Source organism: Bradyrhizobium sp. BR 1432, from assembly GCF_051547705.1.
Lineage (GTDB): Bacteria > Pseudomonadota > Alphaproteobacteria > Rhizobiales > Xanthobacteraceae > Bradyrhizobium > Bradyrhizobium zhanjiangense.
This window is the reverse complement of sequence record NZ_JBPUGF010000003.1, coordinates 1913803-1926633: the sequence shown is the minus strand read 5'-3', so window position 1 is coordinate 1926633 and position 12831 is coordinate 1913803. Positions and strand designations below refer to the sequence as shown.

The 12831-nt window shown below is 64.0% G+C and carries 13 protein-coding genes and 2 pseudogenes; 8 read left to right on the top strand and 7 right to left on the bottom strand.

Annotated elements, in window-relative coordinates:
* Positions 1 to 7: 7 nt before the first annotated feature.
* The 4 genes from ACSKB8_RS09170 to ACSKB8_RS09155 form a co-directional block, all read right to left on the bottom strand.
* Positions 8 to 364 (bottom strand): SRPBCC family protein, encoded by a 357-nt coding sequence (locus ACSKB8_RS09170; protein ID WP_128944575.1) that lies wholly within the window; start codon positions 362 to 364, stop codon positions 8 to 10.
* On the bottom strand, positions 361 to 675 hold the full coding sequence (locus ACSKB8_RS09165; RefSeq protein ID WP_018646000.1) for an ArsR/SmtB family transcription factor: 315 nt from the start codon (positions 673 to 675) through the stop codon (positions 361 to 363). The genes ACSKB8_RS09170 and ACSKB8_RS09165 overlap by 4 nt, the downstream gene beginning before the upstream one ends.
* Before the next feature lie 42 nt (positions 676 to 717).
* Positions 718 to 2010, bottom strand: a complete 1293-nt coding sequence (locus ACSKB8_RS09160) for an ammonium transporter (RefSeq protein ID WP_438103689.1) — start codon at positions 2008 to 2010, stop codon at positions 718 to 720.
* A gap of 81 nt (positions 2011 to 2091) precedes the next feature.
* A complete protein-coding gene (locus tag ACSKB8_RS09155; protein ID WP_028176997.1) occupies positions 2092 to 2430 on the bottom strand; it encodes a P-II family nitrogen regulator in 339 nt (112 codons plus the stop codon).
* A gap of 236 nt (positions 2431 to 2666) precedes the next feature.
* Here ACSKB8_RS09155 and ACSKB8_RS09150 point away from each other — a divergent pair, with 236 nt between their 5' ends.
* A complete protein-coding gene (locus tag ACSKB8_RS09150) occupies positions 2667 to 3572 on the top strand; it encodes a DUF4339 domain-containing protein (protein ID WP_438103688.1) in 906 nt (301 codons plus the stop codon).
* A gap of 4 nt (positions 3573 to 3576) precedes the next feature.
* On the opposite strand, the gene tesB is transcribed toward ACSKB8_RS09150, so the two are convergent.
* Positions 3577 to 4440: an acyl-CoA thioesterase II gene (gene tesB / locus ACSKB8_RS09145; protein WP_438103687.1), complete on the bottom strand. Its 864-nt coding sequence runs from the start codon at positions 4438 to 4440 to the stop codon at positions 3577 to 3579.
* Positions 4441 to 4576: 136 nt separating this feature from the next.
* Between tesB and ACSKB8_RS09140 the strand changes: the two genes are divergently transcribed.
* Entirely contained in the window at positions 4577 to 5797 is a 1221-nt protein-coding gene (locus ACSKB8_RS09140; RefSeq protein ID WP_438103686.1) for a ubiquinone biosynthesis hydroxylase, read from the top strand.
* Positions 5798 to 6027: 230 nt separating this feature from the next.
* Here the strand turns inward: ACSKB8_RS09140 and ACSKB8_RS09135 are convergent.
* A pseudogene (locus tag ACSKB8_RS09135) lies at positions 6028 to 6226 on the bottom strand (Trm112 family protein).
* Between the two features lie 124 nt (positions 6227 to 6350).
* A pseudogene (locus ACSKB8_RS09130) lies at positions 6351 to 6880 on the bottom strand (TetR/AcrR family transcriptional regulator).
* Positions 6881 to 6986: 106 nt separating this feature from the next.
* Between ACSKB8_RS09130 and ACSKB8_RS09125 the strand changes: the two are divergent.
* The 6 genes from ACSKB8_RS09125 (at position 6987) to ACSKB8_RS09100 (ending at position 12823) form a co-directional block, all read left to right on the top strand.
* Positions 6987 to 7337, top strand: coding sequence for a hypothetical protein (locus ACSKB8_RS09125; protein WP_438103685.1), 351 nt, complete (start codon positions 6987 to 6989; stop codon positions 7335 to 7337).
* A 31-nt stretch (positions 7338 to 7368) separates the two neighbouring features.
* On the top strand, positions 7369 to 8178 hold the full coding sequence (locus ACSKB8_RS09120) for a crotonase/enoyl-CoA hydratase family protein (RefSeq protein ID WP_438103684.1): 810 nt from the start codon (positions 7369 to 7371) through the stop codon (positions 8176 to 8178).
* Positions 8169 to 8981: an SDR family oxidoreductase gene (locus ACSKB8_RS09115; protein ID WP_438103683.1), complete on the top strand. Its 813-nt coding sequence runs from the start codon at positions 8169 to 8171 to the stop codon at positions 8979 to 8981. The genes ACSKB8_RS09120 and ACSKB8_RS09115 overlap by 10 nt, the downstream gene beginning before the upstream one ends.
* Before the next feature lie 220 nt (positions 8982 to 9201).
* Positions 9202 to 9480 (top strand): PepSY domain-containing protein, encoded by a 279-nt coding sequence (locus tag ACSKB8_RS09110; protein ID WP_091882699.1) that lies wholly within the window; start codon positions 9202 to 9204, stop codon positions 9478 to 9480.
* Positions 9481 to 9529: 49 nt separating this feature from the next.
* A complete protein-coding gene (locus ACSKB8_RS09105) occupies positions 9530 to 10120 on the top strand; it encodes a cytochrome b/b6 domain-containing protein (RefSeq protein ID WP_370989098.1) in 591 nt (196 codons plus the stop codon).
* Positions 10121 to 10321: 201 nt separating this feature from the next.
* On the top strand, positions 10322 to 12823 hold the full coding sequence (locus ACSKB8_RS09100) for an EAL domain-containing protein (RefSeq protein WP_438103682.1): 2502 nt from the start codon (positions 10322 to 10324) through the stop codon (positions 12821 to 12823).
* The last annotated feature ends 8 nt before the right edge of the window (positions 12824 to 12831 follow it).

Here is a 12831-nt window from a genome sequence, read left to right as displayed (position 1 = left end):
GTTGTTGCTAGGCCGCCGCGCGCATCAGGCAGCAATTGCTATTGGCCGGCTGCGGCAGCCTTGTTCGCTCGTCGCAGGCTTGCTGGATAATGCGAAAGCGGGTGCCGCCGTCTTCGTTCGGCTCGATCCGGAAGATGACGTGGCTCTCGCGAAATGGCGGTTTGGAATCGCGAAGCCGGTAGCGCACCTCTTCACCTGCGATCGTTGATTCCGGCTCGGCGCCGGCAAGGTCGCAATCCGGCAGCCAGCGCTCGCGCAATGCAGGAATGGTCACGGCGCGCCAGACTTTTGCCGGCGGTGCATCGAAATCATATTCGAGCACGAGGGCTTCGTCGGGACGATCAGGCTTGACGGTGTCGCTCATTGATCCATGTCCTTCAGGAGGTCAGCGAGTGCTTCCATGCGCTTCGGCCAATAGGCGCGGTAGCGCGCAAGCCATGCCCCGATGGCGACAATTCCGTCCGGGTCGACTTCGTAATTCACAAAGCGGCCCTGCCGCTGTTCGCGCACGAGGCCTGCCGCGCGCAGCACCGAAAGATGCTGCGACATCGCAGGTTGGCTGATCTCCAATCCGTCGCGCAAGGCGCTGGCATTCAGGCTTCCGCCAGCGAGCTTTTCAAAGACCTTGCGGCGCGTCGGGTCGGCCAGCGCCTTGAAGATGTCGGCTTCGATCATAACAACACATAAGCATGTACTTATGTGTTGCACAAGCCCCTGTTACTGAAGCGCCTCGCCATGCTGCGAGATGTCGAGCCCCTCGAGTTCGTGCTCACGGGATACGCGCAAGGGCACGAACAGGCCGACCAGCTTGAGCAGGACGAAGCTCACCCCTGCCGACCACACGAAGGTGACGGCGACGCCATAGAGCTGGATCAACACTTGCTGCGGGTGGCCCTCGATCAGGCCGGCGGTGCCGCCGATGGCGCTGGTTGCGAACACGCCGCCGAGCAGGGTGCCGGTCAGGCCGCCGACGCCGTGGACGCCGAACACGTCGAGCGAATCGTCATAGTTAAAGCGGTGCTTCAGCCATGTGCAGGCCCAGTAGCAAACCGCACCGGCAATGATGCCGATGACGATGCCATGCCAGGGCGCCACGAACCCGGAGGCCGGTGTGATGGTGCCGAGGCCTGCGACCGCGCCGGAGATCATGCCGAGCACCGAGGGCTTGCGCCGCGTCGACCATTCGATCGCGCCCCATGTCAGGGCGCCGGCGCAAGCGGCGAGATGCGTTGCAATGATCGCCATCACCGCGCGCGAATTGGCCGCGCCGGCCGAGCCGCCGTTGAAGCCGAACCAGCCGACCCACAACAGGCCGGTGCCCATCACCGCGAGCGAGAGATCGAACGGCGAAAGATTCTCGGTGCCGTAGCCGTGACGGCGCCCCATCACCTTCGCGGCGACGAGGCCGCCGGTGCCGGCGGACAAATGCACCACGAGGCCGCCGGCGAAATCCAAAACGCCCGTGCTGGCGAGGAAACCGCCGCCCCACACCCAATGCGCCAGCGGAATGTAGACGAAGATGAACCAGGCGACGGAGAACAAGAGATAGGCGGAGAACCGCATGCGATCGGCGACCGAGCCTGCGACCAGCGCCACCGTGATGATCGCAAACGTCATCTGGTACAGCATGAACAGCGATTCCGGGATCGTCTTGGCCGCCGGGTTGACGCTGTCCATGGTCATGCCCGCGAGGAACCAGCGGTCGAGCGTGCCGATCCACGGGCCGTCGCCGACGAAGCACAGCGAATAGCCGAACGCGACCCAGAGAATCGAAATCAGCGTCACCGCGGCGAGGCTCTGCGCCATGGTGGCAAGCACGTTCTTCTTGCGCACCATGCCGGAGTAGAACAGCGCAAGTCCGGGGATCGTCATCATCAGCACCAGCGCGGTGGCGACGATCATCCAGGCAGTGTCGGCGGTGTTGATCTCGGCGCCCGCGGCGTACGCGGGCGAGGCAATAAATCCGATCAGCGCAGCCATAGCAGCTGCGCGGCGCAAATATCCCGCCATGTCGTTCCCCCCGGCATTAACTGACGTCGCACGCTGTGGCGTCGTTGCCCGGTGCAATCGAAGAAGACGTATTAGATTAGATCAGAGCGCGTCGCTGTCGGTTTCGCCGGTGCGGATACGCAGCGCGTGGTCGATCGGCGTGACGAAGATCTTGCCGTCGCCGATCTGGCCGGTGCGCGCGGTCGCGGTGATCACGCTGACCGCCTTGTCGGCAACGTCGGACGCGACCGCGATCTCGATGCGTAGCTTGGGCAGGAAGTTCACGACATATTCGGCGCCGCGATAAATCTCGGTGTGGCCCTTCTGGCGGCCATAGCCCTTCACCTCGGTCACGGTCATGCCGTGGACGCCGATCGCCGTCAGGGCCTGGCGGACCTCATCGAGCTTGAAGGGTTTGATGATCGCGACGACGAGTTTCATGGCAGGCCTATTCCCCGGGATGCGCCGCGCCGTATGTCCCCGGCGCTGCGTCAATCTGGCATCTTTCCGGGCAAATGGCACAAAAAAGTTGCAGATTGAAGCGGAAAAACAGTTTGGCCATGTGAACGGCCGCCTCTGTACAGGGCAGCCGTCCATCCTTCACAATGCATTTTCGGCATGGATCGGGTGAACCTGCCGGTCCCGGGCGGTACATAAGTATTTTGGGGGGACGCTACATGGCGAGTTGGTTCTACGCATCCGAGGGCAAGCAGCAGGGGCCCTTTCCGGAGGGGCAATTTCGCGATCTCATCGCCCAAGGCGTCGTGCGCCCGGACACGCTGGTCTGGACCGAAGGCATGGCCGGCTGGCAGAAGGCCGCCGAAATCCCCGGCTTGATCGGAGGCGGCGGCGCGCCGCCGATGATGCCGGCCGGCGGCCCGCCGATGATGGGTGCCGGTGCGTATGCCAGCGCCAGCGCCGGCGGCTATGGTGGCGTAGGTGGAGGATCGCTGGCGGTCGATTTTGGCATCCTCGAGTTCACCTGGCGCAGCATCGTCTTGCTGATCGGAATGATCTTCGTCCTGCCGGCGCCGTGGGTGTTCGTCTGGTACACGCAATGGATCGTGTCCTGCGTGAAGGTCCCGGGTCGTCCGAATCTCAGCTTCACCGGCAATGCGATGACGTTGGTGCCCTGGTATTTCGGCTTCATCGTCCTGGCGATCGCCATCTCCTTCATCGGAAGCCAGCTGCTCAGCAACCTGCTGTTCATCGTGCAGATCGTCCTCTACTGGCTGCTGATCAAATGGATGGTCGCGAACCTCGCCTCCAACGGGCAGCCGCTGGGCCTGAGCTTCACCGGCTCGATCTGGGCCTATATCGGCTGGAGCCTGCTGTTCGCGATCTCGATCATCACCATCATCGGCTGGGCCTGGGTCGCCGCGGCGCAGATGCGCTGGTTCTGCCGCAGCGTCGAAGGCACACGGCGCGAAATCGTGTTCAAGGGCAGCGGACTTGAGATCTTGTGGCGCGGAATCGTGGCCGCGATCCTGTGCAGCTTCATCATCCCGATCCCGTGGGTGTATCGCTGGATCATGAATTGGTTTGCGTCGCAGACCGAACTCGCTCCGCGCGGCTCGCTCTAAGCGATCACGCCCTCCGCTCGCGCACGGAGCCTTCCTGCGCGACGGAGGCGACCAGCGTGCCGTCGGGCTTGAAGATCGAGCCGCGGGTCAAGCCGCGGCCGCCTTGTGCGCTCGGCGAATCCTGGGCGTAGAGCAGCCATTCGTCGGCGCGGAACGGGCGGTGAAACCACATGGCATGGTCGAGGCTCGCCGGCATCATGCGCTTGTCGAACAGCGTGCGTCCATAGCGGGCCATGATCGCGTCCAGCAGCGAGAAGTCCGAGGCGTAGGCGAGCGCGCACATGTGCAGCGCCGGATCGTCCGGCAGCTTCGCGGCGGTCTTGATCCAGACGTGAATGCGGCCGTCGTCGATCTTCTGGCCGAAATAACGACCGAGCTCGACCGGGCGCAGCTCGATCGGACGATCGGATTCGTAGTAGCGGCGGATGAACTCCGGCATCTCCTTGAACATCGGCTGCTTCGCCACCTCCTCCGCCGTGAGCTTTTCCGGTGGCGGGACGTCCGGCATCTTGTCCTGATGGTCGAACGCGCTCTCCTCCTCGGCGTGGAACGACACCATGATCGAGAAGATCGCATTGCCGTGCTGGATCGCGGTGACGCGGCGCGTCGAATAGCTCTTGCCGTCGCGCAGGCGCTCGACCTGGTAGATGATCGGGATCTGCGGGTCGCCCGGCAGGATGAAATAGCAATGCAGCGAATGCGGCAGCCGGCCCTCGACGGTGCGGCAGGCCGCCACCATCGCCTGCCCGATCACCTGGCCGCCGAACACCCGCTGCCAGCTCGTCTTTGGGCTGTTGCCGCGGAACAGGTTCACCTCGAGCTGTTCGAGGTCGAGGATCGAAATGAGGTCGATCAGGCTTTTGGACATGCGTGAGCTTTCTTGCCGTCATTTCCGGATTGAAGCTCCGGAATGACATTCGGGCCGTTCCGCCCTTGTTTCACCGCACTGTTTCGCCCACCTCAAGTCTGCTAGCAAGTCCAGGAATTGGCCGGGAAAGTCGGGTATGTCGGTACAGGGTAGCATTGTCATTGGCGGCGGCGCGTTTGCAGGGCTGGCGCTGGCGCTGGCGCTGCGCCAGGGGCTCGGGCCCGAGATTCCCGTCATCGTCGCCGATCCCACGCTCAGCATGCGTCCGAGCCGCGACCCGCGCGCCACCGCGATCGTGGCCGCCTGCCGCCGCCTGTTCGAGGCGATCGACGCCTGGGACGATGTCCGGGGCGAGGCGCAGCCGATCCTGGATATGGTCGTCACCGATTCCAAGCTGGAGGACGCTACGCGCCCGGTGTTCCTGAATTTCGCCGGCGATGTCGCGCCGGGCGAGCCCTTCGCCCATATGGTCGAGAACCGCCGCCTGATCGATGCGCTGGTGGGGCGCGCCGAGGCCGAGGGCATCGATCTCCGCGCCACCACTGTCGCGTCCTACGACGCGCGTTCCGAGGGCATCGACGTGACGCTCGGCGATGGCAGCGTGATCGCGGCGAGCCTGCTGGTCGCCGCCGATGGCGCCAGATCCAAGCTGCGTGAGCGCGCCGGCATCGCCACCCACGGCTGGGAGTACGATCAGTCCGGCATCGTCGTTACCGTCGGCCACGAGCGCGATCACGAGGGCCGCGCCGAAGAGCACTTTCTGCCCGCCGGCCCATTCGCGATTCTGCCGCTATCCGGTAAGCGGTCGTCGCTGGTGTGGACCGAGCGCCGCAGCGAGGCCGCGCGCATCATCGCGCTCAGTGACGAGGAGTTCCACGCTGAACTCGAGCAGCGCTTTGGCTTGCATCTCGGCGAGGTCAAGGCGCTCGACAAGCCGCGCGCATTCCCACTGTCCTATTTCGTCGCGCGCTCCTTCATCGCCGAGCGCCTGGCGCTGGTCGGCGATGCCGCCCATGTCATCCATCCGATCGCGGGCCAGGGCCTCAACATGGGACTGAAGGATGTCGCCGCGCTGGCCGAGGTCGTCGTCGATGCCGCACGGCTCGGCATGGATCTCGGCGGCGCCGACGTGCTGGACCGTTACCAGCGCTGGCGCCGGTTCGACACCATGGCGATGGGCGTTGCCACCAACTCGCTGAACTTCCTGTTCTCCAACCAGTCGACGCTGCTGCGCACGGTGCGCGACATCGGCCTCGGCCTCGTCGACCGCGCTCCGCCGCTGAAGAATCTCTTCATCCGCCAGGCGGCTGGTTTGACTGGTGAAGTGCCGCGCTTGTTGAAGGGCGAGGCGCTGTAGGCAGACGTTTCAAGAGCGCTCGCGCCCCGCTCTCTCCTCGTCGTCCCGGACAAGCGCGCTCTCAAGCGCGCGCAGATCCGGGACCCATACGCCGCAGCAATCGTTTTGCGAAGGCTCGGGGTTACCAGCATCGCGCCAAACCTCTCCCTGTGGTTATGGGTCCCGGCTTTCGCCGGGACGACAGGGTGTGGCGTGGGCATCGCTCCAAAGGACGAACGGGCTACAAAACGTCAATCGATCTTGCGCGCCTCTTCCGGCAGCATGATCGGGATGCCGTCGCGGATCGGATAAGCGAGCTTGGCGCTGCGCGAGATCAGCTCCTGCCGCGCGGCGTCGAACTCCAGCGGGCCCTTGGTCAGCGGGCAGACCGAGAATCTCCAGCAGTTTCGGATCGACGCTGGCTTCGGGACGTTCGGTGGGCGCGTTCATTGATGGTCTCCGGCAGTCGGCTGCCTCTAGCACAGAAATTCGCATCCGCCCATCGCGGCTGCCAAAGCGTTTTCCAGCGAAGTGGGTACCGGTTCGCGGAACGAAAACGCGTCAAAATAAGAATCTACGCGGAGACCATCGTTAAGACCTCGTCGAGCAGGGCCTGGAGCCGTGCTGCCGGCACCGGCGTGCCCGACAGGGCAAAGCCGAGAAATGTCCAGTACAGGATCTGGGCCCGGGCCTGCGCGGTTGCCGGGGTGAGCCCGCGTTTTTCCAGCAGCCCTTCGATATAGTCGAGCCTGCGGTGGTCGATCGCGCGCACTGCCCCTTGCGCCGCCGCATCGAAGGCCGCCCAATTGCGTACCGCGCGTTCGAGGTCGAGCCGCGCGCCGAACGACCTGCGCAGCAACGCCTTCAATGGCTCGTCGCTGGCGGCCTCGACGTCGGCAATGATCTGCTCCGCCGCGATCTCGCGCCAGCGCTTCAGCACGGCGGCCTGGAATGCTGCGAGATCGGCGAAATGCCAATAGAAGCTGCCGCGCGACACGCCCATGGCCTTGGCGAGCGGATCGGCTTTCAGCGCCGTAAAACCGCTTCTGGCGAGCGCCTTGAGCCCCCCTTGATCCAGTCGTCGGCGGAGAGCTGTTCGGTCATGTCGGGTTCCCAGGGTCTGACCATACACTAGTGTATTGACGGGCGGCAGGCCAGCGCCTACCTTTCCATACAGTGTTGTATGGACGAAATAGGCGAGAGTCCGCCGATGCGTGATCTGCTGCTGCAATGTGCCGGCGCCGCCGGAATCGTGGTCGCCCTGATCCATGGCGTGCTGGGCGAAACCAAGGTGTTCGCCAAAGCGACCATCGCCCCGGAAAGCCTGCGCACGCTGATCCGGTTGGTCTGGCAGGCCGGTACGGTAGCCTGGATCGGCGGCGGCGTGCTCCTGCTTGCGGCACCAATGTCGGGATCGGACAGCGCGCGGCACTGGATCGTGGCGACGATCGTCGCCGTCTACGGCTTTGCGGCCGTCGCCAACGCCTGGTGGTCGCGCGGCCGCGGCTTTGGCTGGAAGGCTCTCGCCACCGTGGTCGCGCTGGCGGTCGCCGGATACTGAACCTGCCGATGCAGGCCAAAGGAGAAACACGATGACCGATCGTGTCCGTCTGACCATCGACGATGCCGTGGCCCATGTTCGGCTGAACCGTCCGGACAAGATGAATGCGCTCGACCCCGCGATGTTCAAGGCGGTCATCGAGGTCGGCACGCAGCTTGGTGCGCGCAAGGACATCCGCGCCGTCGTTCTCTCCGGCGAAGGGCGCGCATTCTGCGCAGGCCTCGATCTGGACCGCCTTCTCGCCACGGCGAAGGGCGAACCGTTGCTCCCGTCCGTGGACCTGACGCGGCGAACCCACGGCATCGCGAACTATGCCCAGCGCCTCGTCTGGCTCTGGCGCGAGCTGCCGGTGCCCGTGGTTGCAGCGGTGCACGGCGTTGCCTTCGGCGGCGGCTTCCAGCTCGCGCTCGGTGCCGACATGCGCTATCTCGCACCCGATACGAAGCTCGCGGTCATCGAGACGAAATGGGGGCTGGTGCCTGATATGTGCGGCACGCAATTGATGCGTCATCTCGCGCGCGAGGATGTGGTGCGTGAGCTGACCTATACCGGGCGCGTTTTTCGGCCGACGAAGCGCTTGCCTATGGCTTTGCGACGCGAACTCGTCGATGACCCCGTGGCCGCCGCGCTGGTAACGGCGCGTGACATTGCGGGCCGCAGCCCCGGTGCGATCCGTGCCGCCAAGCGACTGCTCAACCTGTCCGCAACTTGCGACGCGGCGGTCGGTCTCGCCGCGGAGACCGCCGAACAGGCGGCGTTGCTCGGCTCCGTCAATCATGTCGAAGCGGTCAGGAGCAATCTCGAACATCGCGCACCGAGACGGAGCCTCGCATGGCGCTGACACTCGTCACCGGAGGCACAGGTCATCTCGGCAGGGATATCGTCGATCGCCTGGTTCGCGACGGACGTCGCGTCCGGGTGTTTGCGCGATCGCCGGGCATGCGATCGGGCGTCGAGTGGGCTGCAGGCGATCTCGCCACAGGCGCAGGGTTGCGGGAAGCGCTGCATGACGTCGATACGGTCATCAATGCGGCGACCTGTTCGCCGATCGCGCGGCGCGGCGGCATTCGTCCGATCGATTTCTTCAGATCGCCCTCCGCCGTGGACGTCGAGGGAACGGAGCGGCTGCTGTCGCTCTGCGGGGACGCCGAGGTGCAGCACGTCCTGCATGTCTCGATCGTCGGTCTCGACCAGGCGACCCTGCCCTACGCGCGGGTCAAGCTCGCCGGCGAACGGCTGGTGCGTGCGTCAGCTCTGTCCTGGTCCATCGTTCGCGCGATGCCGTTCTATTACCTGCTCGACAGGTTGCTCTCGAGCCTCGCCTGGCTTCCGGTGTGGCCGGTGCCAACGACGCTGTTCAATCCTGTCGATACGTCGGATGTCGCCGATCACGTTCTGACTTGCGCGTTCGACGGGCAGCGCGGCGTGCGTGCGGAGATCGGCGGCCCCGAAGATCTCGATCTCGTTGCGTTCGCCCGCCAATACCAGGATGCAAGGAGACTGCATCGGAAAATCCTGCCGATCGGCCTGTCCGAGGCGAAGGCGCGTGGCATGGGCTTTGTCGTCAGCCAGGGTGTGCGCGGACGTCTCCGCTGGACGGACTGGCTGCAGCGCAACGATCCGGGAATGCGGAGCGCGGCCTAGCGCAACTGGCGAGGCCAGCAGTTCATCCGGCCCGTGAGGCGTAAGGCCGCAGCGGCGCTTCAAATGCGCGCGCCGCATACGGAGAGCGCTGATCTTTTGACGACCGTTAGAATGAATCTGAAGATTGGTCACCCCCGAACCGGATTGACTTCACCTTCACCTTTGCTTCCTTCGGCTGCGCTTCGCGCTGAGCACACAGCGCACAGAGAAGGAGACGTTCGTGAAGGTCATTCGTGTTGTTGCCATTGCGCTGACGATCGGGATTGGTATGGGATCGGCGGCCATGGCCGACGGTTTCAAGGACTGCACCAAGCTCGACAAGGCGTCGTGGAAGCCGGCCAGCGAAGCCGAAGCCAAGGCCAAGGCGCTGGGCTACGAGGTGCGGCGCTCCAAGATCGAAGGCTCGTGCTATGAGGTCTACGGCGTCAAGGAAGGCAAGCTCTACGAGCTGTTCTACAGCCCCGAAGACCTCAGCCTGAAGCACACGATTGCCAAGTAAGCTGAGCAAGTAAACTGCGGCAAGTGAGCCCCAAAGCGAAACGGGCTTGATGGAAGAAGCGGCGCGACAAACGCGCGGGGCGTCCGACAGGACCCCCGCGAATCGAATCGTTTCGCGGACGGTCGCGGTCTGGGATCTCCCGCTGCGCCTCTGGCACTGGCTTCTTGCGATCTCAGTTCTGATGGCGTGGTTCACGCCGACCGTCTATCACGGCCTTCACCGCATCGTCGGCTATGCGGTCATCGGCCTCCTCGTCTTTCGTCTGCTCTGGGGCTTGATGGGAAGCCGCTATTCGCGCTTCCGGATGGTCGGCGTCAGGCTGCGCGCCGCACCACACTATCTCTGGAATCTGCGCCGCGGCATCACGGGTCGCTATATCGGGCTCAACCCCGCCGGCACCTTGATGCTGGTGGCGCTGCTGGTCTCGCTGGCGGTGTCGACGATCACGGGCGCGATGTCGGTGACCGTCACCTTTTTCGGCGTCTGGTGGGTCGAGGATACCCACCACTATTCGTCGGACGCGGTCATCGTCCTGGTCGTGCTGCACGTGCTCGGCGTGCTGCTGATGGGGATTCTCCAGCGCGAGAACCTGATCCGCGCGATGTTCACCGGACGCAAGCACATTCGCAATCGCCTCTAGGATTACGTTGCCGGTCGTTGCAAGCGTTGTTCCCTCAGCTTGGGCGCGATTGCGGTAAGACATGCGCAATGCGCGGCAAAATCGAATTGCGCCCGAAGCATTAACGCGTTGGTAAGCATGCAATCAGGCGTTGCACAAAATTAACGCGAACGACGTTTAGCCCGACCACCATCGACACTATTGGCGATGGAGCGATATTGGATGTTCCGCGTTTTGTCTTGCCTTACCGTCGAGCATGATTTCCGGCTCGTCGTGCTTGCTGGCCTGGTCTGCTTCGTCGCGAGCATTGTTGCAGTCAGTATCTTCCATCGTGCGATCGCGGCGCGCGCAAGAACGCGGCTGATCTGGATCGCGATTGCCGGCGCCGCCATCGGATACGGAATCTGGGCGACGCATTTCGTCGCCATGCTCGCCTACGAGCCCGGCGTTACGACCGGCTACGGAATCGTGCTGACGGCACTTTCGCTTGCGACGGCAATGCTTCTGACCTCGGGGGGCTTCGGCGTTGCGGTCGGCGATTCCGGCCGGTGGCGCGCGGCGGCCGGCGGCGTCATCATCGGCGGCGGCATTGCCAGCATGCATTATCTCGGAATGTGGGCACTCGAAGTGCCGGGTCGCGTCGCCTGGTCGCTGGACCTCGTCTTCGTCTCGATCATTCTGGGCATGTGCCTCGGCTATGCCGCCCTGGCCGTCGCGATCAGGTATCAGAACTACCGGGGTACGCTCGCAGCGGCGGTCCTGCTGACACTCGCCATCGTATCGCACCACTTCACGGCCATGGGCGCCGTGCAGATCACGCCGGATCCAACGCGTGCGACGGGCGCCCTGTCGCTTTCTCCGGCTGTGCTCGCGCTTGCTATCGCCGGTGTGGCGCTATCTGTGCTGGGCATGAGCCTGATCGGCGTGCTGGCCGATCGTCGCCTGGCAAGCAGAACCGCCAAGTTCGAGGAGATCATCAGCCAGCTTTCGGACGCCCGGCAGCAGCTCGAAGACTCGCAGCAGGAACTACAGGACCAGACGGTCCGGCTGGACACGGCGATCAACCACATGGTCGAGGGCCTTTGCATGTTCGATGCCGAAAAGCGGCTTGTCGTCTGCAACGAGCGTTATGCCCGACTGTATCGGTTGCCGCCGGAACTGCTGCGGACGGGGACATTGCACACCGACATCATCAGGCATCGTATTGTGAAGGGAATCCTCAAGGGCGATTCCAGCGAGGGTGCTGCCGAGCAATTCATCTCGAAATTGGCGGCCCTGCCGTTCGATGCAGTCTCGAGCAGGATCGACGAGTTTGCGGATGGTCGGCTGATCCGCGTGACGCGGCAGCCGATGGCCGGTGGCGGATGGGTGGCCACGCATCTCGATGTGACCGAGCAACGCCGGTCCGAGGCCAAGATCACACATATGGCGCAGCACGACGCGCTGACCGATCTGCCAAATCGCGTGCTGCTCAGGGAACGGATGGAGCATGCCATTGCGGTTACGCGCAACGGCGGCCTCGATCTGGCCGTGCTCATGCTCGACCTCGATCGCTTCAAGGAAGTCAACGACACGCTTGGACATCCGGCGGGCGATTCCCTGCTGCGCGCCGTCGCTGCGCGTCTGCGCGAATGCACCACGGAAACCGCGTTGATTGCCCGACTGGGCGGCGACGAGTTCGCGGTGATCGACTACGTGACCAACCCGGCCCTGGAGGCCGCCGCTCTTGCCGAGAACATCAGAAAGGCGCTTTGCGAACCCTTCGATCTCGGCGATCACCGGGTCACGGTGGGCACCAGCATCGGCATTGCCATCGCGCCGCGCGATGGCAATGATTCCGACGTGATCATGAAGAGTGCGGATCTCGCGCTCTACTCGGCCAAGAGTGGCGGACGTGGTGCATTCCGTTTCTTCGAGCCGGAGCTCGACGAGCTCATGCATGCGCGACGCAATCTGGAGCGCGACATGCGGGATGCGCTTGCCGGCCGTCAATTCGAGCTTCACTACCAGCCGTTCGTCAGCACTGCCACCGGCAAGACCATCGGCTTCGAGGCCTTGCTACGTTGGCATCACCCGCAGCGAGGCCTGGTCCTGCCGAGCGAATTCATTCCGCTTGCGGAGGAAACCGGCTTGATCGTGCCGCTGGGAGAATGGGTCTTGCGGACCGCCTGCGCGGAAGCTGCCAAATGGCCTGCCTATGTCAGGATCGCAGTCAACCTGTCTCCCGCTCAATTCAGGAGCACGGAGCTTGTTCCGGTCGTTGTCGGCGCGCTGGCGAGTTCAGGAATTGCGCCGCACAGGCTCGAGCTCGAGGTCACCGAGACCGTGATCATGCATGACAGCGAAGCTGTTTTTGCAGTCCTCGCTCAGCTGCGCGAGCTCGGCGTGCGAATCGCCCTGGACGATTTCGGCACTGGTTATTCATCGCTGAGCTTTCTGCAAAGATTCCCGTTCGACAAGGTCAAGATCGACCGCAGTTTTGTGGGCGAACTATCCAGCGCGAGGGCAGAGGCGCACCATCTCGCGCGAGCAGTGGTTCGTTTCGCCGTCAGCCTCGGCAAGACGACGACCGCCGAAGGCGTCGAAACGAAGGCGCAGCTGGATATCCTCCGCGAAGAGGGGTGCGCCGAAACGCAAGGCTACTATTTCAGCCGGCCGATGCCTGCATCCGACGTCGCTACAATGCTGCGGGAAGGTTCCGGAGCGGCCATCCGCGCTGCGTGAGGATTCAG